Source organism: Vibrio sp. 970 (assembly GCF_033339075.1).
In genome coordinates this window covers 230261-256356 of sequence record NZ_JAWOTW010000004.1, presented here as the reverse complement: position 1 = coordinate 256356, position 26096 = coordinate 230261, and the positions used below count along the sequence as shown (strand labels likewise).

Sequence of the window (26096 nt, the reverse complement as noted above, 5' to 3'; positions counted from 1 at the left end):
ACCCCACAGACTGAACAAGAACTCTAGAATAAGTCTTGTTGAGGCGATGACTCATCTTGAAGCTGTTCTGGCTTCGTCTTCCCTGGCAACATCTTTCTTCTGTACCTTTGACGACACAACTTAATAACGTGCAACTGCTGAGCGGGGGTTAAGTTAAGCCAATTAAACCTTTCCTCTCTCTTTCTCATACACCCCTTGCAATACCCTTTTTCATCGGAGGTACATACTCCAACACAAGGGCTTGGGACAGTAAAAAACTCCAGTTGCTCCATACTAAAACCGCTCTTTCCATATTAGGGCGTATTGGCCTAGTTTAAATAATGAGAAGATTAGTCAGCAACAAAACTTGCTATATACTTCGCTATGTCAAAAACATACGAAACCATAACCTTATGCTGACAAAAACAGTGTTTTATTACTTATACTTACCGCGTTTATAAAAACGGAGTCTATAAAATGAAGCTTAGCCTAAAAACGTTAGTTACAGCAATCTCTCTCCCTGTTCTTATGACTGCTTGTGCTAGCAACGGTGATGATGTGAAAGAAATAACGGCTCAAGATTTGCAGCACCACAACTGGGAACTTGTTCAAGTTGATGGCAAAAATATCGTTCTAGACGAACACCAAAAAGCGGCTCGCCTAGAAATCGGTGAAAATCTAACCGCAAACGGCAACGCAGGTTGTAACAACTTCTTCGGTCAAGCCGAGCTGAAAAACAACCAACTACGCATCGAAAAAATGGGCATGACCATGAAGATGTGTATGGAAGATCAAATGAAGATCGAAAACGCAATGACACAAACACTATCTAACTGGAGCGATATCACGCTAACTAAAGATGGTCTTGTTCTGAAAAGTGCCGATCACGAATTGACGTTTACACTACGTGACTGGGTAAACTAATCCCAACTAAGTAAACCAGATAGTATCTTAAAGCAGCCAAACGGCTGCTTTTTTTATATCGATGAATCGTTAGTCATGCATGCCAAAGTCATTTAAGTGACAAACTTTCTTTCTCTTTTCGCCCTCAATTCCATGCTTTAAACATCAATTTTGCTCTGTAAAACAACCTATTCATATCTCTGGGGACAATAATTTTCAATTACTTGAAAGAATATCCTCAAACAAACGGTCCGCTCCTAAAATGACACCAAATTTGTCCTTTCTTCGTTTTGCTTCACATTGAGAGTAATTCTTTGAATCAATGAGTGATTCCGTTTGGGATTGGCATTGATAATAGAGAGAGATGAATTACTATCCTTGTAACAGAGCGGAACGACTTGCGAAAACGTCAATAGAAACGAAAGCAAGAACCAAAAGACATAACACGGAATAGATATGAAAAAGCTACTCAGCAGCATTGGCATTTTAGCCACGACTTTTGCGACACCTTCTTTTGCCGATTCATCAGTGAATAGCGAATGGCAAAAAATCGAACATCAAGCCGACGGGCAATCCGTCTACTTTCATGCTTGGGGCGGGAGCCAAGAAATTAATCGCTACATACAGTGGGCGAGTAGAGAGCTAAAATCACGTTATAACGTGACGCTAAACCACGTTAAAGTAACTGATATTTCTGAGACCACTACTCGACTTATCGCAGAAAAAGCGGCAGGCAAAAACAGCGGTGGTAGTGTTGATATGGTTTGGATCAATGGCGAAAACTTCAAATCAATGAAGGATAACCAATTGCTATTTGGTCCTTTTGTCGAAGGTTTGCCAAGCTGGCAATATGTGGATAAATCTCTACCAATTGATGTGGACTTCTCCGAGCCAACAGAAGGTCTAGAAGCACCTTGGGGAGTAGGACAATTAGTGTTTATCCATGACGAGCAAACCCTCCATAACCCTCCAAAATCATTCTCAGAAATGCTGAGCTATGCAAAAGCGTTCCCGAATCGCCTGACTTACCCTCGACCACCAGAGTTTCATGGCACAAGCTTTATCAAAGCATTACTCATTGAACTGTCTAACAACGCCCCTGAGCTGCAACAACCAGTTACCGATGACACGTTTGAACAAGTCACTCAACCGCTGTGGTCTTATCTAGATGAGTTCCATAAAGTCGCTTGGCGCGGTGGTAAGCAGTTTCCAGGCGGTACAGCAGAAACCCTTCAGCTACTAGATGATGGTCAGACTGACCTGGCGATTACCTTTAACCCGAACGCGGTTTTCTCTGCGCAGTCGAGCGGTAATCTTGCAGAGAGCACCAAAGCGTACGCAATGGACGCAGGAGCACTCTCAAATATCCACTTTTTAGCGATTCCTTGGAACGCAAATGCCAGTGCTGGTGCACAAGTTGCGATAAACTTTTTATTGAGCCCTGAAGCACAGTCTCGCAAAGGTAACCTAAACATCTGGGGCGACCCTTCGGTACTAAGCAACCAATACCTAACTGGTTCGGCCAAAAACACTCAACAATTCAAATCTATCGCTGAGCCACATCCAAGTTGGCAAGCGGCGTTGGAAAAAGAATGGTTGAAACGCTACGGGAATTAGTAAGAATCCATGTTAAGAGCGCTGTATTTAGTCATTATCGCAGTTTGTATTTTGCCTACCATTCCGGGACTACTTGGAGTGGTGGTCTCTGCGCTCGGTTATGTACCTCCTATCGGTCTACACCACTTTTCTTTTGATGGCTTCAATGCCGTCTTTGATTGGGAAGGTGTTTGGACATCCATCGGGCTTACTTTCTACTCCGCCATTTTCAGTAGCTACTTGGCTTGCTTCATCGCATTTGCAATTCTACAAGCCTCTTGGGGCAGTAAGTTTTGGCGAAAAATTGAAGTTAGCCTTTCCCCACTTCTCGCGATGCCGCACGTCGCGTTTGCAATTGGCTTTGCGTTCTTGTTTGCCCCAACTGGTATGGGCGTTCGTGTTCTCAACCAACTGTTTGGTTACGACCCGAATGCACAAACGGTGAATGACTTAGCATTGCTGATTAAGGACCCACATGCACTCGGTTTGGTCATCATGCTTGCGATTAAAGAAGTGCCGTTTTTATTGTTGATGAGTATTCCGATCCTTCAGCAATTGAAAGTCGATAAGGTTGAAAAAGTCAGTCACTCGATGGGCTATAGTTCGGCGCAAGCGTGGTGGAAATGCGTATTTCCGCAATGGTTAGCAAAACTTCGTTTCCCAATGCTGGCGGTATTGGCTTACAGTTTGTCCGTTGTCGATGTCGCCCTGATTATTGGCCCTACCAACCCGCCGACGTTTGCGGTTTTGGTATGGCAATGGTTTAACGATCCAGATTTATCGCTCCTACCAAGAGCGGCCGCTGGCGCAGTAATACTGTTTGTGATGGCTAGTCTTTTGATTGGTTTCGCTCGATTGGTGGAATGGTTAACGACCAAAGGCTTCAAACGCTGGCAGTACTCTGGTCGAAACGGGTTTCGTTTACCCGGTAAAACCCTATTTTCACTGATTGCGCTACTTGCACTTCTAATGATTCCACTCATGGTGCTGTGGAGCTTTGCTCAACGTTGGCGCTTTCCAGATTTGCTCCCAAGCCGTTACAGCCTGCGTTTTTGGGAATACGAATGGCACAGTATTCTAGGGACTCTAGAGCAAAGTATGTCAATCGCCCTGATCAGCGCGACTATCGCGCTAGTTCTTGCTTTAATAGCACATGAGTATCGCCTTCGTTATCGCTGGCAGATACCCGGTTACATCATCGCCATCCCGATGCTGATTCCTCAATTATCGGTGCTATTCGGTATGCAAGTGGTAACACTGTACTTAAACAGTAACGCGTATTTCTTTTGGGTATGCTGGGCGCATGTGTTCTTCGCATTCCCATTTATTTACCTCTCGCTAGACGGGCCGTGGCGCAGCTTCGATAACAGCTTAACTCGCGTCGCACTCAGCTTGGGTAAAACACCGATGCAAGCTTGGTTAAAAGTGAAACTGCCAATCCTCCTACCTGCGATTGCATTCGCGTGGGCTGTCGGTATTAGTGTCAGCCTAGCGCAATACCTACCTACATTAGTGCTAGGGGCTGGGCGCATTAGCACCATCACAACCGAAGCCGTTGCACTATCCAGTGGTTTTGACCGACGTGTCACCGCTATTTACGCCATTTGGCAAGCTCTGCTGCCATTCATGTTCTTCTCTTTTGCGATACTGCTTAGCCACTTGCACAGGACGTATCGCCGCTTGTCTATAAAAGGTTTACTACTGAATGAGTCTTTGTCTCGAAAACCTCGCCATCCGTAAAACCAATGGCGACGCGCTTTTCTCGGCGTTTAATATGACCGTAGAAAAAGGTGAAATCGTTACCCTGATGGGGCCTAGCGGTTGTGGTAAATCCACTTTGTTGGATGCCATTGCCGGGCACCTATCCGCCGAGTTCAATTACTCTGGAGCCATTACGCTTGATCACGAAAAGTTGGATGCCCTCCCTGCCCATAAGCGTCAGGTCGGTATTCTGTTCCAAGAAGATTTGCTCTTCCCTCATTTAACGGTGTGGGAGAACCTTGCCTTCGCGCTACCAAACTCAATCAAAGGTGAAGAGCGTAAAGCTCACGCCATGCAAGCACTGAAGAACATTTCATTGACCAAGCTAGCAGAGTCCTTTCCTGACCAAATCTCGGGAGGGCAACGCGCCCGTATCTCATTGACTCGTATGCTGCTAGCAAAGCCGAAAGTTGCGCTACTTGATGAGCCCTATAGCAAGTTGGATAAAGACCTGCGTGTACAATTTCGCAATTGGGTGGTCGAACAATTGCAGCAAGCGAACATCCCTACTTTGATGGTAACGCACGATGAAGACGATATTCCTGATGGCAGCCGCTGCATAAACTGGCCGTGGGAGACAAATCATGCTTGATAGCCTGAGTATAAAGCTCATCCGCAAACCGCTGGCACTCAGTGCGACATATATCGATAAATGTGGTATCACTGCAAATCAGACGACAGTATTTGGTTTTGTGCTTGGCTGTTTTGCCCTGCCTGCTTTGATCGCCGAACAGTACTTGTTGGCGTTGCTGTTTATTTTGCTGAACAGAATCTGTGATGGGTTAGACGGAGCACTGGCAAGGATTCAGGGCATTACCGATGCGGGTGGCTTTCTTGATATCAGCTTAGATTTTTTGTTCTATTCGTTGATTCCTTTTGGCTTTGTGCTTGCCAACCCAGAACACAATGCCGTTGCAGGCGCATTTTTGATTTTTTCCTTCATCGGCACTGGTAGTAGCTTTTTGGCTTTTGCCATCATGGCAGGAAAACAAGGCATCGATAATCCGGTATATAAAAACAAATCGCTTTACTACATGAGCGGCTTAACCGAAGGTACAGAAACCATTGGCTGCTTGGTTTTATTTTGTTTGCTACCGCAACACTTTGCCGTCATCGCGTATATCTTTGGCGCGGCATGCTGGTTTACTACTTTTACACGTATTTATTCAGGGTTTCATACGCTTAACGATCATTAATACTGCTTAGACAATCGCGTTTCCTTAAGGGACAAGCCGCTAAGCCACTGTTTTATAAAGCACCAAAACGCAGGTTAAATTGGGGTATATACTCTTTGAATGAAGAAACCATTCGGAGGCTATATGAAAAAACAGATTAATTTAGGCATGTTGCTCACCATTACTTGTGCGCTCGTGCTTGGCGGCTGTAGCTCACCTAACCCGTACGGAGATGCATACGGCTCATCCGACACTCGCAAAGTTCAGCAGGTTTACTACGGCACAGTAGAAAAAGTAGAACCCGTAACCATTGATGCCTCTACCCAATCCAATGCCATTGGCACCATCGCTGGTGCTGCCGTGGGCGGGATCTTAGGCTCAAAAGTTGGGGGCGGTTCTGGCTCGGATATCGCTGCCATTGGTGGTGGTCTATTGGGTGGCTATGCAGGCAGCAAAGCGGCTGAAGCAACCGCGAAAAGAAATGGCGTGAATCTGACCATTCGTTTAGAGGACGGAAAGATTATCTCTATTGTTCAAGAAGCAAATCCAAACATGATTTTCCAACCAGGCCAAGCGGTCCAAATCAATGTTTCTGGTAATGACGCTAGAGTCGTTCCTCGTTAATTCGGACAAACCAAACCTTTGGCCTGCTTTAATTCAAACACCTAACCCGCGCAAGCTTACATCACTGGCTTGTTAACTTGCGCGTTTCTTTTCGTATCAAACTTGATCGTCGTCAATGGAACATCAATCTCCCACACCTTTCGATGTTCAAATGACATCAAGTTGCTAGCATGAGCCCATTCCAGATAACTTTGGGCTTGTTATGACTCCGACTGTTGACCACGTACTCCTTAATATCGCGCTAAACCTCAGCTCAAATCGCTCTCACGAGCAGCAATATCAAAATCTCATTGATGGGGTCGCGCAAGTATTCCCATGTGATGCGAGCTGCCTGTTTATCTTCGATGAGGATGGTTTTCTAACTCCTGTCGCGGTAAAAGGCTTATCCAGCTCGGTCTTAGGTCGTCGCTATTTCCCCAAGGCGCACCCTCGCTTAGATGCCATTATTCATAGCCGTGAACCGGTGCGTTTCGATGCCGATTGTTCACTGCCGGATCCTTTCGACGGCACACTATTAACTGAAGACCAATGCATTGATGTTCACGATTGCATGGGCTTTAGCTTGTATGTCGAAGGCCAACTTGTTGGCGCACTAACGATAGATGCACTAACGGTGGGCGCGTTTGATGGCATCGATCCTGTCGCTATCGAAACCTTTGCGGCTTTGACCGCTGCGACATTGCGTAACATTGCGCAATTAAAAGCACTCAAAGCACAAAACCAGAAGCAAAAAAGCGTCACTCAAACCCTTATCCAGCAAGCCCGTTCTCAACATGGCGAAATGGTGGGTTTGAGTCCGCAGATCAACCAGTTACGAAACAACATTGCGACCGTTTCTCAATCAGATTATGCGGTACTTATCACAGGAGAGACCGGTACTGGTAAAGAACTGGTCGCGCACTCGGTGCACGCGCAATCTCATCGTAGCGATAAGCCGATGATTTACGTCAACTGTGCGGCCCTGCCTGAAGGTCTGGCTGAGAGTGAACTGTTTGGCCATGTCAAAGGCGCATTTACAGGTGCTAATAGCCACCGTGCCGGTAAGTTTGAACTGGCAGACGGTGGAACGATTTTCCTTGATGAAGTGGGCGAACTGCCTATGATTTTGCAAGCAAAATTGCTGCGCGTAATTCAGCAAGGCGAGCTGCAACGTGTGGGTAGCGATCAGCATTTGATGGTCAATGTGCGCATCATCGCCGCGACCAATCGACAATTAGAAAAAGAGGTCGAAGCTGGCACGTTTCGAGCAGACCTTTTCCACCGTTTAAACGTATTCCCAATCCAAGTTCCCCCACTTCGTGCCCGTGACGGTGATATTCCCGTTTTAGCCGGATATCTGTTAGAAAAGGTACGCCAACAATTTAATGCGCCCAATCTTCACGTTCACCCTAAAGTGTTGACTCAACTGGAGTCTTTACCTTGGTACGGAAACGTACGCGAGCTCGAACACACTTTAACTCGCGCGGCTTTACACGCTATTCAACAAGGTGCAAGCACGATCATGCTTAACCATTTTGACACCTCACTGGCTCTCGATGATGTAAAAAACACATCGCATTATCTGCCTAAAGAAAGCCAACCAATGCGAGAGCTAATAGAAAGCTATCAACGTGATTTAATTGAACATGCTTTGAGCCAAACTGGTGGCGTTTGGGCAAAAGCAGCGGAGTTTTTACAAATGGATCGCGGGAACTTATATCGGATGGGTAAAAAGCTCGGGATCAATAAATAACCAACCACAAGAAGCCGATGTGATTAAGACATCAACTGCGTTGTCTTAATTACATCAACCACTCTCCTAAACCTGACAAAATTCAATAAAAATCAACAAGATAATAATTGGCACACATTCTGCTCTCTAGTGGTCAACATCACGACTATTAAAACAATCACTGGAGAACCCAATATGTTCTGTATTCAATGTGAACAGACAATTCAAACCCCTGCTGTTAAAGGTTGTTCTTTTGCACAAGGTATGTGTGGTAAAACTTCTGAAGTATCTGACCTTCAAGACGTGTTGGTTTACACACTGCAAGGGGTTTCTTTTTGGGCATCAAAAGCACTTGAATTCAACATCATTAACGATGAAATCAACCAATGGGCACCAAAGGCATTCTTCTCTACATTGACGAACGTAAACTTTGACCCTGAACGCATCCTGGAGTTAACTTCTCAAGCTGCAACGTACAAAGCATTGCTAAAAGAGCAAGTAATGTCTGCTGCAACACTCGCCGATACCGAAGTTGCTGACATCCCTGTTGTTGCTCACTTTGAGCTACCAAATAGCGCAGAAGCAATCTTAGCTTTTGCTCCTCAAGTCGCGGTGAACCGTGGTAAGGACCAAGTACATGAAGATGTTATTGGCCTACGCCTACTTTGCCTATACGGACTTAAAGGTGCAGCCGCGTACATGGAGCACGCACGTGTTCTTGAGCAAACCAACAACGATATCTATGCCGAATACCATGAAATCATGGCGTGGTTGGGCACAGATCCTGAAGATCTTGGCGAACTACTTGATTGCTCAATGCGCATTGGCCTGATGAACTACAAAGTGATGGAAATGCTCGACCAAGGCGAAACAACGACCTTCGGACATCCAGAACCAACCACGGTGAACGTCAAACCAGTAAAAGGCAAATGTATTCTTGTCTCTGGCCATGATTTGCATGACCTAGAAAAAATCCTGCAACAAACCGAAGGCAAAGGCATCAACGTTTACACCAACGGTGAAATGCTGCCTGCACACGGCTATCCAGAGCTGAAGAAATACCCTCATCTTGTCGGTAACTACGGCAGCGCATGGCAAAACCAGCAGAAAGAATTCGCAAACTTCCCTGGCGCAATCGTAATGACGTCAAACTGTTTGTTGAATCCAAATGTGGGTCAATACGCAGACCGTCTATTCACCCGTAGTATTGTTGGCTGGCCTGGTGTGGCTCACATCGAAGGCGATGATTTTAGCCAAGTGATTGAATGTGCTCTAGCGCAAGATGGTTTCCAACACGATGAAATCGAACACCACATCACGGTTGGTTTTGGTCGAAATGCACTGATGAACGCCGCCCCTGCGGTTATCGACCAAGTGAAGCAAGGCAACATCAAGCACTTCTTCCTAGTCGGCGGTTGTGACGGCGATAAAGCGGAACGTAGCTACTACACCGATTTTACGGCTGAAGCACCAGAAGACACGCTAATCCTGACCTTGGCGTGTGGTAAGTTCCGCTTCAACAAGAATACGTTTGGCGATATCAACGGCATTCCTCGCCTATTGGATGTGGGCCAATGTAACGATGCTTACTCTGCAATCCAGCTTGCACTTGCACTGGCGAAAGAGTTTGACTGTGACATCAATGAACTGCCACTCACGCTTGTGCTTTCTTGGTTCGAGCAAAAAGCGATCGTTATCTTGCTAACGCTATTTGCATTGGGCGTGAAAGGCATTTACACAGGCCCTACTGCACCGGCATTCCTAACGCCAAACCTAATCGCCATCATCCAAGAGAAGTTCGATATGCGCAGTATTGGCAATGTTCGGGATGATCTAAAAGCCATCCTAGCAGCTTAATAAACTTGCTTGTTACGCGCCTCCTTACGCGGAGGCGCTATCTATTTCGAACCAAAAATAGCCACAACCAAAGAGATTGTTATGTTTTTTGAATGGCAAGGTAACCAACCCGTCACACTCCGTTGCATCGACAAATACTTCGAAACACACGACACCGTCAGCATAAAATTGGCCGAACTAACCGAATCACTTCTGTTTCAGTTTAAGCCTGGCCAGTTTATTAACTTAGGCGTGGAAATTGATGGAAAAATGGAGTTTCGTGCCTATTCAATCAGCTCTATCAATGAAGACGATCACCTTCAACTCACCATCAAACGAGTATCTGGCGGTAAAGTATCGAACTACATCGTTGACTCGCTGCTGCTCGGTGATACCGTTCAAGCATTACCACCAGCAGGCGAATTTAACTGTATCGACCATCCACCCGTGTTACGTGATGGCGAAACAAAAGCCTTGCTTATCAGTGCAGGTTGCGGCGTCACGCCCGTATTTTCGATGGCAAAGCACTGGCTGAGTAATCAAGATGAAAACGACAACGATGTGGACATCGCATTTCTTCATATTGCACGCAGCCCAGAAGAGACGATTTACTACGATCAGCTAGAAACGTTAGACGCTGTGTATCCCAACTTCAATTTAAAGTTGTTGCTGAAAAACCGCGAAGGAACATCGCATCCACAAGGTCGTTTGAATGCCGACTGGATTAAAGAGCTTGTTCCTGATTTCAAGCAACGCACCGTTTACCTGTGTGGTCCAAGCCAGTTTATGCAAGATGTTCACGGCTATTTGAATGATCTTGGTTTTGACATGACGAACTTCTACCAAGAGAGTTTTACGCCAGCGACTGGCGCAGAATCATCGGTCTCCGATGAGACGGTTAACGTTTCTGTTCCTGATTTTGCTCAAAGCATCGATGCGCAAAAAGGTCAGGTACTGGCCGATGTGCTCGAAGGCGCAGGTTTACCATTAATCGTCGCTTGTCGAAGCGGGATTTGTGGCTCGTGTAAATGCAAGGTTCGTAAAGGCAACGTCTCTTCCACCAGCCTAGAAACATTGACGCCAGAAGAAATTGAACAAGGCTATGTGCTCGCCTGCTCATCAACCATCGAAGCGGATCTTGAAGTGCAGATCGGTTAATGCTGCTGGTGTCGATCTTTTATTGTTTCCCGTCATTCCGGCGAGCCTAGGCGAGATCAGGAACCTAATATCAGCGTGTTAGGAATAACTCATTCTGATAATAGACTCTGAATCACACTCGCGTCTCGCTATTCAGATTGACGGGGTATCGCGGAAATGCCAGCCGTACTCAAACGGCTGGTATTATAGATAGGTACAACTTTCGTTTCGTCGTCATTGCTTCTCGCTAAACAACAACACTTTCAATGCTGCTTCGCTGTCTACGTCCATAAACTCTGGCGGGTTATCCAGACGCTCACGGAATGTCAACTCTGGCGCCTCTTCTTTCATGCTTTCAATCAAGAAGTCGCTTGTCACAGATGGCGAGTTCACACATGCCATCACTTGACCACCGTCTGCCAACAAATCCGGCAACCGACGTAAAATCTTTTTGTAATCTTTAGTCAGCGCAAAGCTGCCTTTCTGGAATGAAGGCGGATCGATGATAATCAAGTCATACTGACCAGATTTCTTAATCTTACCCCATGATTTAAAGATATCATGCCCCATAAAGCTTACCTGGTTGATGTTATGACCATTTAGCTTGTGGTTTTCACGGCCTTTAGACAACGACGCTTTCGCCATGTCGACGTTAATCACTTTATCTGCACCACCCGCAATGGCAGCGACAGAAAAGCCACACGTGTAAGCAAACAAGTTGAGCACGTTTTTATGCTTCGCATTTTCCCGTACCCAATCACGACCGTAGCGCATGTCCAAAAACAGACCGAAGTTTTGGTTGCGGCCAATATCCAATTGGTATTTCAAACCGCTTTCTTCAACGACAGGGCGAGCATCTAATTCACCGACAAGCACTTCTGAAGGCGCACCATCGGCATAACGGTGCTGAATAACCATAGTACGACCTTGCTTGTCTGCCCACAGTGGTGATTGTACCAACGCATTGAGGCCGCTTTTCAGCTCAGCGAGAAACACGTCGTCGACTTCTTTAAACAAGTTGATGATCAACTGACCTTGTAACCAGTCACAGGTGATTTGCTCTAGGCCCTCAAAACGACGACCACGACCATGAAACAGTCGACGAATTTCATTCGGAGCTTGCGCTAGCTCGGTTTCTAGATGCTGAAAAAACAGCGGAAGTTGTGATGCTTGCATCGAGTTCTCTTATTAGTTTTCTTTGTGACGGTTATTTGATCGTAGGCCAGTTCAGTTCCCAGGGGGAAAGCCAAGTATCCAAACCCTGAGAGACGATTTCACTGTGCCATTTGTTACCAAGCACTTTGTATTCTCGTGGATCGCAAACAAAGCGATATTGCTCATCTCGGTATTGGAAGCAAAGTGAAAATGCATGCAGATAACCGCGATCAGCCTCATTGCCTGCATTGTAAATCGGGTCGCCAACAATACCTGAGCCAACCGATTTTAATGCCACGCGGATTTGATGCGTTTTACCAGTGTGCGGCTTACATAAAAATAAACGCTCTCCGGGCTCTGCCGCAAGAGAGAAAAACTGGGTAACGGCTGGGTTATTTTTGCTGTTGACCAGCTTCCATGATGAACGGCGCGAACGCTCCATATCACCAACGACCAAACCTTGTTTCTTTTTCGGCTTTTTAGAGCCAATCGCCAGATAGAACTTTTCCACTTGGCGGTCAGCAAAAGCTTGCGATAACGCACTGCCCGCTTTGGCGTTGCGTCCGAGGAGCAGAATACCCGATGTCATTTTATCCAAGCGATGGATAAGATAGAGATGCTCATCACCACTCTGCTTAGCCACTTCTTGCAGCAGCATTGTGTCGCCATCGTCTTTATGAACAGAGACGTTAGGATGCTTATTGATGATCAGAAAATCGGGATGGGTATGTAGAATATCGAACATAAAAAACTGGCTCCACGTTTGGAGCCAGCAGTATACATAAGTTATCGGACAAAGCTATCGAGGCTTGCCCCCAAGGTCTTTGCTAAAGCTTCTTCGAGAAAATGCCAGCAAGACCAATGATTGCGATACCCAGCAGCATGATTTCACCTTTGCCACTGTCAAAGCCAGACTTAATCCCCATGAAGGCAACAATAGCAATCGCAACAGGAATCAGGTATTTAACTAGGTTGTACCACAATCCAAATAGCGGGAAGGATACTTCGCCGTCATTAGTGATCTCTTTTTCTAGCTCAGCACGGCTTAGGCGCCATCCAGCAAAGATACAAACCAACATACCACCAACCGCTAGGAAGATTTTGTCCGTTAGCAAGTCGAAGATATCAAAGGCACCGGTACCAAACAGCGTTGGTCCCATTCCACCCAACGATAGTGACGCAAAAATACATAATGCCGCCATAACTGCGCTTGCAGACAGAACTGCGTTAGAGCGCTTCATGCCTTTCTCGTCGATTAGGTAAGACACGACAACTTCCAATAGTGATACTGAAGAAGTTAATGCCGCCACCGTCAAACCGATGAAAAATAGCAACGCGAATAGCAACCCAATCACACCGCCCATTTCAGCAAATAGCTGAGGAACGACAACGAATACAAGACCAGGGCCTGCTGCAGGCTCCATGCCAAAGGCAAACATTGCTGGGAACATAGCAACACCAGCAAGAATCGCGACACCTGTATCCATCGCAGTAACCATACCGGTTGTTTGAACTAGGTTCTCTTTCTTCTTCAGGTAAGAACCGTACGTCATCATACAACCCATACCTAAGCTAAGTGAGAAGAACGCCTGCCCTAGTGCAGCAAGAACTACGTTGCTGTCGACTTTAGAAAAGTCCGGCATGAATAAGAACTCAAGGCCAGCCATTGCACCTGGCAGCATCAAGCCTTTAACAGAAACAACGATTAGGATTAAGAACAGAAGCGGCATCAGAACCTTACCGGCTTTCTCAATACCACCCGAAATCCCTTTCATCACGATCATGACATTAAGGAACAGGTAAACACCCATCCACATCAAAGGTTGAATCGGATCTGAGATGAAACCGCCAAAGCTGTCGCCAATTGCTTCTGGCGCGCTGAGTAGACCACCGCCCACTTTAAAGATGTAGGCCAATGCCCAACCACCAACCACTGGGTAGAAGCCCATGATCAAAAGACCACTGAAGACTCCCATAACGCCAGTGAACGTCCAGCGTCGGTCAGTTGTCTTGAATGCACCTACGGCAGAAAGACCTGTCTTACGACCAATAGCGAACTCTGTCAGCATCACGCTAAAGCCGATAAAAATTACAAAGATAAGATAGATAGCAACGAATGCACCACCGCCGCTCTCACCTGCTGTGTAAGGGAATTTCCATATATTGCCTAAACCGACAGCGGAACCCGCTGCTGCCATTACGAAGCCTAGTTTAGACCCCCACGTATCACGTGGTGCTGCTGTATTAGTTGTAGCCACGCTTTTTCTCCAAAATTAGTTTGTTGTGTATGCATAGAGATAGGCGTCTAAAAAGTTTATGTAAAAATTATTGTACACTTATAAAATAAGCGTTCGACGCACTATGTCTAGAAAGTAAAGCAGCTCCCCTTTAAAATTGGAACCCCAAAAAAGTACATTTATCGCACAAGTGTCGAGTTACGCAGGTTAAATGCTGCTTTTTTGTTCAAAAGTTAAAGAATGACCTTATTTTTCACATTAAAATAACAGAATCAGCTGTTATGAAATTCGTTCCTCATATAAGGTCAATCCCACGTCTAAATGGGAAATCTATTCCCCCAACCCACTTTTATGCTTAATATCCTAGAAGGGCATATTACTCTGAGCGTATATGGACAAGTTTTATCACTTTCTTACTTTAGCTGGCATCGGGCTATATTGGTTACTGGTCGCAGGTGTGACCATTCGTGTCGTTTTAAAGCGCCGTGCAGTGAGCGTGTCTTTAGCTTGGCTAATGATCATTTATATCCTTCCCGTTCTGGGTGTCGCATGTTATTTCCTCTTCGGTGAACTGAACTTAGGCAGAAAACGAGCCGAACGTGCGAAAGAGATGTTTACACCATTCGAGAAGTGGTTCAGTCAGCTTAACGACTGTAACGCGCACAACCCAGAAACGATGGGAAGGCACATCTACCGAATTGATGAACTTTGTAACAACCGCCTTGGTCTTCCCGCATTGAGCGGTAATACATTGTCGCTGCAACAGTCACCTAATGAGATTTTGCATTCCATTATTGAAGACATCGAAAACGCGCAGAGCAGTATTCGAATGGTATTCTACATTTGGCATCCGGGTGGTTTGGCTGACTCTGTCGCTTCTGCGCTTATTCAAGCGGCTAAACGCGGCGTAGATGTCAAGCTATTGCTCGATTCAGCAGGTAGTCCACGTTTTTTCAGAAGTCCTTGGTATCGAATGATGCAGGATGCTGGAATTGAAGTTATTCAAGCGTTAGAAGTGAAGATGTGGCGTATTTTCTTACGTCGTCTTGATCTTCGCCAACATCGCAAGATCATCGTAATTGATGATGAAATTGCTTATACCGGTTCAATGAACCTGGTTGACCCGGCTTACTTCAAGCAAAACAGTGGCGTCGGGCATTGGGTGGACATCATGGTTCGCATTACGGGACCAACGGTAAACGTATTGAGTGCCATCCACTGTTGGGATTGGGAAGTCGAAACTGGCGAACGTCATTTACCAAGACTACCTGAATGCAAGATCGATGAGAGTGAATTCCAACACCCTATTCAGGTTGTGCCTTCTGGCCCAGGTATGCCGGAATATCTGATCTATCAAGTATTAACATTGGCAATAAACCAAGCCAATCGCTCGGTACGAATCACAACACCATATTTCGTGCCCAATGCTGATTTACTCGAAACGTTAAAGATGACAGCACAACGAGGCATTGACGTTGAACTCATTATTCCCCATAAAAATGACTCTATGATGGTGCAATGGGCGTCACGCGCTTTTTATAGTGAGCTCTTGAGTGCAGGGGTCAAGATTTATGAGTTTTATGGTGGTTTGCTGCATACAAAATCTGTCGTAATTGACGACCAATTCTGTTTAGTTGGCACCGTAAACATGGATATGCGCAGCTTGTGGCTGAACTTCGAAGTGACCCTCGCCGTTGATGACGAAGAGTTCACCAAGCAAATGTCTTGGCTACAAGATAGCTATATTAAGCAATCTCACACTGTTGTATTGGAAGAATGGGAGAAAAGGAGCCTATTTTCTCGGTTCTTAGAGCGAGTGTTCTATCTCTTCAATCCACTCCTTTAATACCTCAAATACACCGACTAAAAAACCTCCAGCGCAACATGCATCCTGCTGGAGGTTTGTTCTTTTAGCTCCCTATCTACACGATACCTCTCGACATCATTACCTGTTCATCTTGGCTGTTATTGGCTGATAGTTGACTTTTCCCTTGCATAACCTACGTCGTCCATGTTTTAAATATTCAAAACCGCAATATTTAAGACAGGGAACTTTTATGTCAGAGGGAAAAAAAACCAAACTCATTACCGCTGGCCGCGATAAAAAGTGGACAAATGGTGTTGTAAACCCACCCGTTCAACGCGCTTCAACCGTGGTATTCAATACCGTTGCAGAAAAGAACCAAGCCACCATTAATCGTGCAAACAAAACATTGTTTTATGGTCGCCGAGGCACCAACACGCACTTTGCTTTCCAAGACGCAATGGTTGAGATTGAAGGTGGAGCTGGTTGCGCGCTTTACCCTTGTGGAACGGCAGCAATTTCAAACGCCATCCTCTCTTTCGTTGAAACTGGCGATCACATTCTAATGGTGGACACTTGTTACGAACCAACTCGTGACTTTTGTAACACCATAATGAAGAAAATGGGCATCGAAACCACCTATTATGACCCAATGATCGGTGAAGGTATCCGAGACTTGATTCAGCCGAATACCAAAGTCCTTTTCTTGGAGTCTCCTGGTTCAATAACCATGGAAGTCCAAGATGTACCTACATTAGCGCGCATTGCCCACGAGCAAGATATCATCGTGATGCTTGACAACACATGGGGAGCAGGCGTGAACTTCTCTCCTTTCGAGCATGGCGTAGACATTTCCATTCAAGCGGCAACTAAGTATATTGTTGGACATTCAGATGTCATGCTAGGTACTGCTGTGGCTTCTGAAAAGTATTGGGATCAGCTTCGTGAACAAAGCTACCTGATGGGTCAGTGCGTTTCTCCTGACGACGCATACCTAGGTCTTCGAGGTATTCGCACGTTGGATGTTCGCCTAAGACAGCACGCAGAAAGCAGTTTAAAAGTCGCTCAGTGGCTCGCTTCTCGCCCAGAAGTTGATCATGTCCGCCATCCAGCTTTAGAAACAAGCCCTGGCCATGAGTTTTTCAAACGAGACTTCACAGGTGGAAACGGCTTGTTTTCATTTGTTCTCAAAACGTCTTATCCAAAAGCGACGACGGCTCTGCTTGATGGTATGAAACACTTCAGTATGGGTTACTCTTGGGGCGGTTATGAAAGCCTCATTCTAGCTAACGAACCTAAGAGCTTTAACAGCCTGAGAACCGTAGCTCACCCACACTTTGAAGGTACTTTGGTTCGTATTCATATTGGCTTAGAAGACGTAAATGACTTGATCGCTGATTTAGAGGCTGGTTTTGCGCGTTATAATGCCTTAATGCTTGAAAAAGAAGCCTCCCTATAACAATGATTGAATCGCCCTGCATTGCGGGGCGTTTTTATAACCCTCTGACTTAATTAGAATTAACTAACATTCGCCCGAACCATTAATTAATGTTAATCATTTGTGTTGTTTTTCAATTGAGCAGTCACAGAATGAAATAATGTGCCATAAATAGGCTTTTCAAATTTAGAGTTTCTCTCCTACTTTTTATCATTCATAAGAGGTCATACCACAAGGAGATAGTTTTGAAACTCAAATTTATAGCGCTAATGCTTTTTACCTTAGTTACCGTCCCAATAACCTCCGTATACGCTGCAACAGGTTATACCCAAACCAAGTATCCGATTGTTCTGGTTCACGGTTTGTTTGGTTTTGATACCCTGGCAGGCGTTGATTACTTTTTCGGAATACCACATTCCTTAACAAAAGATGGTGCTAAAGTTTATGTTGCACAGGTATCCGCGACCAATAGCAGCGAAGTTCGAGGGGAGCAACTGCTTGCTCAAGTAGAAACCTTACTTGCAGCTACAGGCGCAGAGAAAGTCAATCTCATTGGTCACAGTCATGGTGGTCCAACAACGCGCTATGTTGCCTCTGTCCGTCCTGACCTAGTCGCATCAGTTACGACTATAGGAGGCGTTAATAAAGGGTCTAAAGTAGCCGATTTAGTTCGTGGCACCGTATCTGAGGGTTCGGGGAGTGAGCAGCTCGCGGTAAAACTGGCGCAAGGTTTAACCACTCTTATTAATCTTCTATCAGGTGGTTCTGATCTCGACCAAGACCCTTTAGCCTCATTAGCAGCCTTGACCACGGAAGGATCATTGGCGTTTAACCAGCACTACCCAGAGGGAGTCCCTACCAGTGAATGTGGTAATGGCGACTTGCTAGCTTCAAATGGCGTTTATTACTACTCATGGACCGGATCATCCACTTTTACAAACGTTTTCGATCCGACTGACGCTGCCATGATGGTACTTGGCTTAGCCTTTGATGGGCCGAATGATGGCTTAGTTGGTGCGTGCAGCACACATTTAGGCAAAGTCATACGTGATGATTATCAAATGAACCATTTGGATGAAATTAACGGTCTACTCGGTATTCATCATCTTTTTGAAACCGATCCAGTCACGCTTTATCGCCAACATGCAAATCGTCTCAAACTTCAAGGTTTATAAGAGGTCATCACAATGAAGAAAGTCGCTCTCACCACTTTTATCCTGCTCTCGATATTTGGCGTGGGAGCGCTTTCTCTGTTGCAAAGCGACAAACAACAAGAGATAACCTCTAACCATTCGCCATCTCAGCAAGATATAGCCGCCGATGTCTCTTCCCCAAAAGATTTCTTCGAATATTCTCTTAGCCGGCTGGGCGAAGAAGATCTCGATACGATCAAAGCGGAAGTCAATGATGACACTTTAGCAAAGCAAACTCTGAATATTGATGCCAAACTTTTTCAAACCTACCTTTCCTACAAGCAAGCACTCTCTGCATTAGAGCCTTTTGAGCACAATCACCTAACGCTTGAACAGTTAACCATGCTGAATGAAGCAATACTGAACTTACAGCTTCAATACTTTAGCGAGGCGCAGATAACCCAATTGTTTGACGAAGAAAACCGACTTCGCCAACTTGCTTTAGAAAAGCTGACGATTAAAACACAGGCATCGGATATCGAGAGTCAAGAACACCTTCTCAATCAAGCGTTATCAGAACAACCGGATTACATACGAGAAAGTGAACGCAATAACGCATTAGCAAAGCAGCTCGAGCAAGCTTCTCAGCTTGATTCACAAGACAAGTACATCGCCCGTGTTGCTCTGGTAGGAGATGCCGGAGCGCAGAGGCTGCAAAAACTTGATGAGCAAAGAGAATCATTTGAGACTCAACTCGCCACTTACTTAAAGCAGCGTCAAAATATTCTGAATAGAGATTTTCTAGGGCAAGACGAAAAACAGGCAGAAATCATTGCTTTAAGAAAACAAAGCTTCGATGCCACTCAATGGCGTCGAATCGAAGCTTTGGAACGTATTCATGATAGCCAGAACTAACAACATTAGCTTAATAGCCAAACGTTACTTATTCTGCTTTTTAGGACATCCAACGATATGGTCATCCACCATGCCGACGGCTTGCATGAAAGCATAACAGATGGTTTCACCGACAAACTTGAAGCCTTTCTTTTTTAGGAATTTACTCATGGCTTTGGATTGCTCTGTCGAAACTGGCACGTCACTCATATGTTGCCATTGATTAATGATTGGTTCGCCGTCCACGAACTGCCACAACGCGTCTGATAAACTTCCGTATTCAGCAATTAACGCTTTGGCCGCTTTGGCATTACTGAAAACCGAGTTAATCTTTCCGCGATGCCTTACAACATCGAAGTTTTCCACGATGTATTCAGCGCGTTCTTCATTTCTTTGTTCCAACGCATCTAGATCGTAATTCTCGAACGCTTCTCTGTAACCTTCGCGCTTTTTAAGGATGGTGATCCAACTAAGACCAGCTTGCGCACCTTCCAAAGTAATAAATTCAAACAGGACTTGGTCGTCATATACTGGCACGCCCCATTCGGAATCATGATATTCGCGCTCTAATGGGTGATTCATCGCCCACGCACACGTTTTTTGTTCTGTCATTATTCTTCCTTAAAAAGCGCCTCTAACTGATGAGCTAGAGGCGCGATATTTTTCATCGTTATATCAGTAGCACTAAGCCTGTTTCGGTACTGCCACTTTATGGAACAAACGATACAACACTGGCACGACAATCAGTGTCAGGACTGTCGCAAAACCCAAACCAAACATAATCGTAACCGCCATTGGTTTGAAGAAAATATCTGGCAACAGTGGGATCATACCAAGGATCGTCGTGATAGCAGCCATACAAACGGGACGGACGCGACTTACCGCAGCATCAACGACCGCGTCATAAGCCTCTTTACCGGACTTCATTTCAATTTCAATTTGGTCCAGTAATACGATGCCATTTTTGAGCACCATTCCCGATAAGCTTAAGAAGCCGAGCAATGCCATAAAACCAAACGGCGTGTTGAGTGCCAACAAACCAGTGGTGACGCCAATTAACGCCAGCGGTACGGTAAGCCAAACAATGAGTGGCTCTTTGATAGAGTTAAATAGGAATACAGTGATCAAGAACATGAACAAGTACCCCATTGGCATAGTAGTAAACAGTGACTCTTGAGCATCACCTGAAGATTCGTATTCACCACCCCACTCTAAGGAATAACCTGGTGGTAATTGAATCGCTTCGATTTGGGGCTGTAAGCGTTTTTGCAATGTCGATGCGGTTTCTTCACCTAGAATATCAGGGTCTGCCATCACAGTGAGCATACGCTTACGGTTCTTACGTACGATGATAGGATCCTCCCAACGCATGTCGTAACCCATTGTGACTTGTTGAAGTGGGATAAACTCACTCTGTGCTGGACTCCATATTTTCATGCCTTCAATGTTACGAATATCAATACGTTCATCTTCAGGTAAACGAGCCACGATAGGCATGAGCGTCGTGCCGTCTCGGTAAAGGCCTATCGTCATTCCAGAGAATGACATGGACAAGAAGTCATCGACATCTGATTTGGTAATGCCATAGCGACGTGCCTGACTCTCGTTAAACTGAGGTTCAAGAACTTGGGTTCGTTCACGCCAATCATGCCTGATATTTGTTGCCTGAGGGTCGGCGTACATGATGTCCTTGACCTGAGCGGCTATCGTACGAAGGACGGTTGGATCTGAGCCAATAATGCGAGCTTCAATTTTTGCACCACCACCAGGGCCTAACTCAATCTGTTTGAGCTTGTAATTGATTTCTGGGTAGTTGGCTTTTAAATACTCTCGAAACTTCGCCATTAATGGTTTCAACGCTTCGTAATTTTCCATACGAGTGGTTATCTCACCATAAGCCGCATAACTTTTCTCTGGCGCGTACGTTAACATGAAGCGCTGTAAGCCTTTACCCGCGGTCGTCGTGATATGGTCAACATGCTCTTGCTTAGCTAACCAACTTTCTAACTCTTTAAGCGTTGTGTTGGTTGCTCGAATATCAGTTCCTTCTGGCATCCATACATCTAACTGAAAAATCGGCGTTGTCGAAGATGGGAAAAACGCTTGCTTCACAAAGGTGAACCCGTAAACACTTGCCGCTAATCCCGCAATCAGCACCACAACGGTAAACCAAGCACGACGCATACAAAACTGAAGAAACTTTTTATAAATAACGAAAATAACCCCGTTATATGGATCATTTTCTTCCCCTTCACCTTGTTTAATCTTCTGGCCTTTAAAGAAGATGTCAGCAAAGAATGGTGTCAACGAGATAGCGGTAAACCAGCTCAACATTAAAGAGATCAGCAGAACCGTAAATAAAGTGCCACAGTATTCGCCCGTCGAGTCTTCAGACAGTCCAATTGGCGCAAATGCAGTTACCGCAATCACAGTTGCCCCAAGTAATGGCCACTTTGTTTGGGTAACAATGTCGGTCGCTGCTTGGAGTCGAGTTCGCCCTTTTTGCGTACCAATCAAAATCCCCTCAACCACGACGATTGCATTGTCCACCAGCATACCTAACGCGATAACCAAGGCACCTAATGAAATCCGCTGCAAATCTATCGCGAGATACTTCATGAAAATGAACGTACCCAGCACCGTCAGCAGCAAGATTAAACCGATTAGTAGCCCAGAACGTAGCCCCATAAAGAACAGAAGTACGATAATGACGATACCGACAGCTTGAGCCAAGCTGACAACAAAACCGCTAACCGATTTATCCACCTCTTTAGGCTGACTGTAAATTTCCGAGATTTCGATACCGACAGGTTGTTGGTACTTTAGCTCGGCAAGGCGATGATCAAACGCTTTTCCGACTTCAACCACATTGACGCCTTCAGCAAAAGAAACACCCACGTTCAGTGCAAGGCTGCCGTTAAAATTAATAACATTACTCGGTACTTCTACATACCCGCGTTTTATTTCCGCCACATCTTTCAAGAAAATGAGCCCCTGAGCGCCCGACTCAGTAATCAACAAATCACCCAGCTCCTCCACACTCTGGAACTCGCCAGTCGGCTGAATTCTGATGTACTCGTCACCAATTCTGATCGCCCCTGCGTCAGAAACCACGTTTTGCGTCGAAAGAAGATTAAACACGGTATCCGGAGCAAGACCTATACTGCTCAGCTTTTTCATCGATACTTCGATGAAAACTTGTTCTTGCTGTTGCCCGGATACCGAAACTTTACTCACACCATCAACCAGTTCGAGCTCTCGGCGTAAGTAATCGACGTAATCCAGTAGCTCTTTATAGCTATAACCGTCGCCAGTCACCGCTAACAAAATCCCGTAAACATCACCAAAATCATCGATCACTTGAGGTTCATTCACACCTGGAGGCAACGTCCCTTTAAGGTCGTTCACTTTACGGCGCAACTCATCCCAAATTTGTGGTAGATCATCAGGGCCATAATTGTTCTTCATCGTGACCGTGATTTGAGATAAGCCTCGGCTAGAAATCGAATTTACTTCATCAACATAAGTAAGCTGCTGAATCGCTTTTTCGATTGGGTACGTCACTTCTTCTTCGACTTGTTGCGGTGTCGCACCAGGGTAAGAGGTCACTACCATCGCATCTTTAATAGTAAAAGCAGGGTCCTCAAGACGCCCTAAACCAAAGAATGCGGCGATACCACCAATCAAAAATATCAGTGCGAACATCCAACTGATGACGCGATTTCGGATGAAGTACGCAGCAATACCGGTCACATCATCATCACTTTGAGGCGCTGATTTATTAAGATCGCTCATAGACCGGCCTCCTGCGTAGCCATTTCCTGTATCACTTCCACTTTCATGCCATCCCTTAATCGAGAAACACCGGCAATCACAACTTTGTCTTTGAGCATGAGACCATCAAGGATTTGAATGGACGTTTTAGATGCCTTACCTGCTCGCACCTGTTTGCGCGATACCGTATTGTCGTCATTCAGTACCCAAACAAATTTGTTTTCGCGCCCCAGCTCGTCACCATCCGCATTAAAAATGGCTTCGATAGGGACATTAATTCCTAGGTTGAGATCAAGCCCAACATTCTCGTCTTTAGACGTTACTTCAACAGCCATCCCATCTAGGATGTACTCTTCTTCCGGCATAGGAAGCGACAGTGTGACAGTAAACGTACCTGTTGTTGGGTCGGGTTCGGTTGTAAATTCTTTTACCGTCGCGTTATATTCGTTACCACTGGGCACGCGCACTAATGCTTTGATCGCGGTAAGCCTTTCTTCCGTTGGCGGTTGGTTCACATAGAGTCGGTCAGGAAGCTGAATCAACACTTCGACTCGCTCCAAGCTGTGAATATTAACGATATGCTGTCCGACTTGAACATTTTCGAATTGGTCGATATTAACTCGCGAAATAATCCCATCCACGGGCGCTTTTAAGGCAGTAAATGATAGACGAAGTTTGGCTAACTGAAGCTCAGCTAAGGCGATTTGTCGTTGTGCTGCAATTTCATCAAACTGAGACTTAGCTAATAGGCCTTTATCGACCAAAGGGCGTGAGCGGCGATACTGACTGTCGACAACAGAAAAACGCGCACTCGCATTATCTACATCCAACTCATAGTCAGTGGGATCTAGTGTTGCAATAACATCACCCTTCGTGACTTTGTCGCCCTCTTTTACCATGATGCTGCTGACTTCTCCTGCCACTCTGAAGCTCAAATGAGAGCGATCCGCTGCATTCGCAACCGCAGGGAAGTACAAGTTGTCATCCACCTTGCTTCCCGCTAATGACGTAACTCTAACTCGTGGCGTTTCGAGCTCTTTTTCTGGCGCCTTATCCCCACAGCCAACGAGAAAAAGCGTTGAAAGTAAAGTCGCTAGAGAGATGATTCCTTTCATATTACAACCCTCTTTCCTTAATCCACGCTCTTACCTTAATTCCGGGTTCAATTACACTGACACCCGAGATAATGATTTGGTCGCCATCGTTAAGCCCAGCTAACACTTGATTTTTGTCATTCATCTCAATTGCGGCTTTGGACACAATGCCTTGCTCATCGACACGCCAAACGTATGTTTTGCCGTTCTCTTCTAGCAACGCGGAGTTAGGAATCTTTGTCGCTCCTGCACTTTTGGACAGGAGGTAAGCATTGCCAGACATTCCCGGCAAAAGGCCTATTTCTGCTGGTCGCTCCATGACCATCGTGACTTTGTAACTGCCCGTTTTAGGATCGGCCTCTGTATCGATTTCCTGAAAGGTTAAATCAAAGGCTCGCTCGGGGAACGCATCAAATATCATTCTGGCAGAGACATCGCTCCCCTGCGTGTAACGATTTAGAAGATAGTCTGGGATTTGGAATATCACTTTGAGGAGTTGGTTGGACTGAATATTCATCACCCCTTCTTTCGCGGCAACATATTCATGGTTTTCTGCTGGAATGTACGAAATGGTTCCATCATATGGCGCGACAAGTTTGGTATACCTTAAGTTTGCCTTTGCTTGATTCCATTGAGCTTTTGCCGAGTTGTGGTTCGCTTTTGCCTCATCAAAATCTTGCTCAGATACTACTTGGTCTTTACGTAGCTTTTGGTATCGCTTGTATTGCACATCTGCGAGCAAAAAATTTGCCCGAGCTTGCTGTTCGAGCAGAGAATATTCATCTGGGTTTAATGACGCCAAAACATCACCTTTACTGACGACTTGACCTTCATTCACTTCTATCGTTTGAAGAAGCCCAGGAACTCGAAATGTCAGTACTGCTCTATCGCCAGCTTCCGTCGTGGCAGGAAAATGTCGCTCAAACTGGGCATTGCCAACAGATACTGTAAATAGCTTCGCAGGGCGCGATTCAGGTTCAGGAACAGGAGGAAGTTCTTTACCGCACCCCGACAAGACAGCCGAGATGGCAATAGGAATGAGCAATCTTCTCATTACATTCATCCATAAAAATTGGGGGATTATTTTTAAAGTAGATGAATTTTGAACGAACTTCCAGAGCGGAAAAGATTAATAGTGCTTTAAAATTAGTAATTTGTGATAAAAAAGCAGGCTTTATGCCTGCTTCAGTTAAATCTTCTTTGGATACAAAATGCCTAGAGCTTACTGAATTCTCTGTTCACCCTATATGTATCAGACGTAACATAAGCTTCCATGTTACGAATTTTGACATCAAGACGGTCAAAATCCCTTTCCAACACACTGAGCAGTTGATCAGGGCTTTGCCCTTTCTGCCAAGGCTTACTTTTGAGCGTATGCTCTTGCTGCGCTCTGATATTTTCAGAATACGTTACTGGTTGCTTTTCTAACATAAACGCCATCGCGATGTACGCTAACAATACCAAAAACGTACCACCTAACAGCGCTGCAGAAATCACTACAATACGAATCAACCAAACTTCTGCACCAAAGTAGTTGGCAATTCCGGCGCAAACACCGGAGATTTTGCCATTTACTGGGTCACGATACAGTTCTCGATTATTCATACTTTCGTCTCCATGTTGGTGACTCAGCATCCAAGATGCGCTCCAATGTATCAACTCGGGACTGCATCGCTTCCGCTTTTTCAGATAGTACCTGAAGGCGCTCTAAATCTTGGCTCGACAGTGCACTATCTGTTTTGCGTTTGCTGCGATAGTGTAAGAAGAGCCATAGTGGAGCGACAAAGATTAAAAAGACAATCACTGGTCCTGCTATAAAAAATGCCGACATAAATGGCTCCTTTC

The 26096-nt window shown here is 45.4% G+C and carries 23 protein-coding genes; 13 read left to right on the top strand and 10 right to left on the bottom strand.

Annotation, left to right across the window (positions count from 1 at the left end; all coding sequences use genetic code 11):
* Positions 1–23: 23 nt before the first annotated feature.
* Positions 24–272 carry a DUF1289 domain-containing protein gene (locus tag R7Q11_RS08200; RefSeq protein ID WP_149191906.1) on the bottom strand — a complete coding sequence of 83 codons (249 nt, stop codon included), beginning with the start codon at positions 270–272 and terminating at the stop codon, positions 24–26.
* A gap of 184 nt (positions 273–456) precedes the next feature.
* On the opposite strand from R7Q11_RS08200, the gene R7Q11_RS08195 reads away from it, so the two are divergent.
* From R7Q11_RS08195 to R7Q11_RS08155, 9 genes are all read left to right on the top strand, one after another.
* On the top strand, positions 457–903 hold the full coding sequence (locus tag R7Q11_RS08195; protein WP_005378077.1) for an META domain-containing protein: 447 nt from the start codon (positions 457–459) through the stop codon (positions 901–903).
* Positions 904–1338: 435 nt separating this feature from the next.
* Entirely contained in the window at positions 1339–2499 is a 1161-nt protein-coding gene (locus tag R7Q11_RS08190; protein WP_104979001.1) for an ABC transporter substrate-binding protein, read from the top strand.
* A gap of 9 nt (positions 2500–2508) precedes the next feature.
* Entirely contained in the window at positions 2509–4218 is a 1710-nt protein-coding gene (locus R7Q11_RS08185; protein ID WP_170897152.1) for an ABC transporter permease, read from the top strand.
* The gene (locus R7Q11_RS08180; protein ID WP_225466348.1) at positions 4184–4831 is read left to right on the top strand and encodes an ATP-binding cassette domain-containing protein; all 648 of its coding nucleotides are present in this window, start codon (positions 4184–4186) and stop codon (positions 4829–4831) included. The genes R7Q11_RS08185 and R7Q11_RS08180 overlap by 35 nt, the downstream gene beginning before the upstream one ends.
* The gene (locus tag R7Q11_RS08175; protein ID WP_005386693.1) at positions 4824–5435 is read left to right on the top strand and encodes a CDP-alcohol phosphatidyltransferase family protein; all 612 of its coding nucleotides are present in this window, start codon (positions 4824–4826) and stop codon (positions 5433–5435) included. Before R7Q11_RS08180 ends, R7Q11_RS08175 begins: the two co-directional genes overlap by 8 nt.
* Before the next feature lie 123 nt (positions 5436–5558).
* The gene (locus R7Q11_RS08170) at positions 5559–6038 is read left to right on the top strand and encodes a glycine zipper 2TM domain-containing protein (RefSeq protein ID WP_005386695.1); all 480 of its coding nucleotides are present in this window, start codon (positions 5559–5561) and stop codon (positions 6036–6038) included.
* 202 nt (positions 6039–6240) lie between these two features.
* The gene (gene norR, locus R7Q11_RS08165) at positions 6241–7770 is read left to right on the top strand and encodes a nitric oxide reductase transcriptional regulator NorR (RefSeq protein WP_225466347.1); all 1530 of its coding nucleotides are present in this window, start codon (positions 6241–6243) and stop codon (positions 7768–7770) included.
* Positions 7771–7944: 174 nt separating this feature from the next.
* Positions 7945–9606, top strand: coding sequence for a hydroxylamine reductase (gene hcp, locus R7Q11_RS08160; protein ID WP_225466346.1), 1662 nt, complete (start codon positions 7945–7947; stop codon positions 9604–9606).
* Between the two features lie 81 nt (positions 9607–9687).
* On the top strand, positions 9688–10743 hold the full coding sequence (locus R7Q11_RS08155) for a hybrid-cluster NAD(P)-dependent oxidoreductase (protein WP_158156176.1): 1056 nt from the start codon (positions 9688–9690) through the stop codon (positions 10741–10743).
* A gap of 213 nt (positions 10744–10956) precedes the next feature.
* On the opposite strand, the gene R7Q11_RS08150 is transcribed toward R7Q11_RS08155, so the two are convergent.
* From R7Q11_RS08150 to R7Q11_RS08140, 3 genes are all read right to left on the bottom strand, one after another.
* The gene (locus R7Q11_RS08150; protein WP_033905108.1) at positions 10957–11898 is read right to left on the bottom strand and encodes a class I SAM-dependent methyltransferase; all 942 of its coding nucleotides are present in this window, start codon (positions 11896–11898) and stop codon (positions 10957–10959) included.
* 31 nt (positions 11899–11929) lie between these two features.
* Positions 11930–12622: a TIGR01621 family pseudouridine synthase gene (locus R7Q11_RS08145; protein ID WP_033905107.1), complete on the bottom strand. Its 693-nt coding sequence runs from the start codon at positions 12620–12622 to the stop codon at positions 11930–11932.
* An 82-nt stretch (positions 12623–12704) separates the two neighbouring features.
* Complete coding sequence (locus tag R7Q11_RS08140; RefSeq protein WP_042522154.1) at positions 12705–14075, bottom strand: sodium-dependent transporter; 1371 nt, start codon at positions 14073–14075, stop codon at positions 12705–12707.
* Between the two features lie 430 nt (positions 14076–14505).
* Here R7Q11_RS08140 and cls point away from each other — a divergent pair, with 430 nt between their 5' ends.
* From cls to R7Q11_RS08120, 4 genes are all read left to right on the top strand, one after another.
* The gene (gene cls / locus R7Q11_RS08135; RefSeq protein WP_005378105.1) at positions 14506–15960 is read left to right on the top strand and encodes a cardiolipin synthase; all 1455 of its coding nucleotides are present in this window, start codon (positions 14506–14508) and stop codon (positions 15958–15960) included.
* Between the two features lie 211 nt (positions 15961–16171).
* Entirely contained in the window at positions 16172–17377 is a 1206-nt protein-coding gene (locus R7Q11_RS08130; RefSeq protein ID WP_042522027.1) for a cystathionine beta-lyase, read from the top strand.
* A 248-nt stretch (positions 17378–17625) separates the two neighbouring features.
* Positions 17626–18531 carry an esterase/lipase family protein gene (locus R7Q11_RS08125; protein ID WP_225466378.1) on the top strand — a complete coding sequence of 302 codons (906 nt, stop codon included), beginning with the start codon at positions 17626–17628 and terminating at the stop codon, positions 18529–18531.
* A 12-nt stretch (positions 18532–18543) separates the two neighbouring features.
* Positions 18544–19404 (top strand): lipase secretion chaperone, encoded by an 861-nt coding sequence (locus R7Q11_RS08120; RefSeq protein WP_047100759.1) that lies wholly within the window; start codon positions 18544–18546, stop codon positions 19402–19404.
* A gap of 24 nt (positions 19405–19428) precedes the next feature.
* On the opposite strand, the gene R7Q11_RS08115 is transcribed toward R7Q11_RS08120, so the two are convergent.
* The 6 genes from R7Q11_RS08115 to pspB form a co-directional block, all read right to left on the bottom strand.
* Positions 19429–19995, bottom strand: coding sequence for a DNA-3-methyladenine glycosylase I (locus tag R7Q11_RS08115; protein ID WP_017634671.1), 567 nt, complete (start codon positions 19993–19995; stop codon positions 19429–19431).
* Positions 19996–20067: 72 nt separating this feature from the next.
* Entirely contained in the window at positions 20068–23178 is a 3111-nt protein-coding gene (vmeI, locus tag R7Q11_RS08110; protein ID WP_225466345.1) for an efflux RND transporter permease subunit VmeI, read from the bottom strand.
* Positions 23175–24272, bottom strand: a complete 1098-nt coding sequence (locus R7Q11_RS08105) for an efflux RND transporter periplasmic adaptor subunit (protein ID WP_205460897.1) — start codon at positions 24270–24272, stop codon at positions 23175–23177. Before R7Q11_RS08105 ends, vmeI begins: the two co-directional genes overlap by 4 nt.
* Before the next feature lies 1 nt (position 24273).
* On the bottom strand, positions 24274–25305 hold the full coding sequence (locus R7Q11_RS08100) for an efflux RND transporter periplasmic adaptor subunit (RefSeq protein WP_213907831.1): 1032 nt from the start codon (positions 25303–25305) through the stop codon (positions 24274–24276).
* 161 nt (positions 25306–25466) lie between these two features.
* Positions 25467–25856, bottom strand: coding sequence for an envelope stress response membrane protein PspC (gene pspC / locus R7Q11_RS08095; RefSeq protein ID WP_017820868.1), 390 nt, complete (start codon positions 25854–25856; stop codon positions 25467–25469).
* Entirely contained in the window at positions 25849–26082 is a 234-nt protein-coding gene (gene pspB / locus R7Q11_RS08090) for an envelope stress response membrane protein PspB (RefSeq protein ID WP_005378117.1), read from the bottom strand. Before pspB ends, pspC begins: the two co-directional genes overlap by 8 nt.
* Positions 26083–26096 lie beyond the last annotated feature (14 nt).

Bases quoted from the DNA above. Each gene is read 5' to 3' on its own strand.
- R7Q11_RS08200 (WP_149191906.1), bottom strand. From the start codon at position 272: ATGGAGCAACTGGAGTTTTTTACTGTCCCAAGCCCTTGTGTTGGAGTA.
- R7Q11_RS08195 (WP_005378077.1), top strand. From the start codon at position 457: ATGAAGCTTAGCCTAAAAACGTTAGTTACAGCAATCTCTCTCCCTGTT.
- R7Q11_RS08190 (WP_104979001.1), top strand. From the start codon at position 1,339: ATGAAAAAGCTACTCAGCAGCATTGGCATTTTAGCCACGACTTTTGCG.
- R7Q11_RS08185 (WP_170897152.1), top strand. From the start codon at position 2,509: ATGTTAAGAGCGCTGTATTTAGTCATTATCGCAGTTTGTATTTTGCCT.
- R7Q11_RS08180 (WP_225466348.1), top strand. From the start codon at position 4,184: ATGAGTCTTTGTCTCGAAAACCTCGCCATCCGTAAAACCAATGGCGAC.
- R7Q11_RS08175 (WP_005386693.1), top strand. From the start codon at position 4,824: ATGCTTGATAGCCTGAGTATAAAGCTCATCCGCAAACCGCTGGCACTC.
- R7Q11_RS08170 (WP_005386695.1), top strand. From the start codon at position 5,559: ATGAAAAAACAGATTAATTTAGGCATGTTGCTCACCATTACTTGTGCG.
- norR (WP_225466347.1), top strand. From the start codon at position 6,241: ATGACTCCGACTGTTGACCACGTACTCCTTAATATCGCGCTAAACCTC.
- hcp (WP_225466346.1), top strand. From the start codon at position 7,945: ATGTTCTGTATTCAATGTGAACAGACAATTCAAACCCCTGCTGTTAAA.
- R7Q11_RS08155 (WP_158156176.1), top strand. From the start codon at position 9,688: ATGTTTTTTGAATGGCAAGGTAACCAACCCGTCACACTCCGTTGCATC.
- R7Q11_RS08150 (WP_033905108.1), bottom strand. From the start codon at position 11,898: ATGCAAGCATCACAACTTCCGCTGTTTTTTCAGCATCTAGAAACCGAG.
- R7Q11_RS08145 (WP_033905107.1), bottom strand. From the start codon at position 12,622: ATGTTCGATATTCTACATACCCATCCCGATTTTCTGATCATCAATAAG.
- R7Q11_RS08140 (WP_042522154.1), bottom strand. From the start codon at position 14,075: ATGGCAGCAGCGGGTTCCGCTGTCGGTTTAGGCAATATATGGAAATTC.
- cls (WP_005378105.1), top strand. From the start codon at position 14,506: ATGGACAAGTTTTATCACTTTCTTACTTTAGCTGGCATCGGGCTATAT.
- R7Q11_RS08130 (WP_042522027.1), top strand. From the start codon at position 16,172: ATGTCAGAGGGAAAAAAAACCAAACTCATTACCGCTGGCCGCGATAAA.
- R7Q11_RS08125 (WP_225466378.1), top strand. From the start codon at position 17,626: ATGCTTTTTACCTTAGTTACCGTCCCAATAACCTCCGTATACGCTGCA.
- R7Q11_RS08120 (WP_047100759.1), top strand. From the start codon at position 18,544: ATGAAGAAAGTCGCTCTCACCACTTTTATCCTGCTCTCGATATTTGGC.
- R7Q11_RS08115 (WP_017634671.1), bottom strand. From the start codon at position 19,995: ATGACAGAACAAAAAACGTGTGCGTGGGCGATGAATCACCCATTAGAG.
- vmeI (WP_225466345.1), bottom strand. From the start codon at position 23,178: ATGAGCGATCTTAATAAATCAGCGCCTCAAAGTGATGATGATGTGACC.
- R7Q11_RS08105 (WP_205460897.1), bottom strand. From the start codon at position 24,272: ATGAAAGGAATCATCTCTCTAGCGACTTTACTTTCAACGCTTTTTCTC.
- R7Q11_RS08100 (WP_213907831.1), bottom strand. From the start codon at position 25,305: ATGAGAAGATTGCTCATTCCTATTGCCATCTCGGCTGTCTTGTCGGGG.
- pspC (WP_017820868.1), bottom strand. From the start codon at position 25,856: ATGAATAATCGAGAACTGTATCGTGACCCAGTAAATGGCAAAATCTCC.
- pspB (WP_005378117.1), bottom strand. From the start codon at position 26,082: ATGTCGGCATTTTTTATAGCAGGACCAGTGATTGTCTTTTTAATCTTT.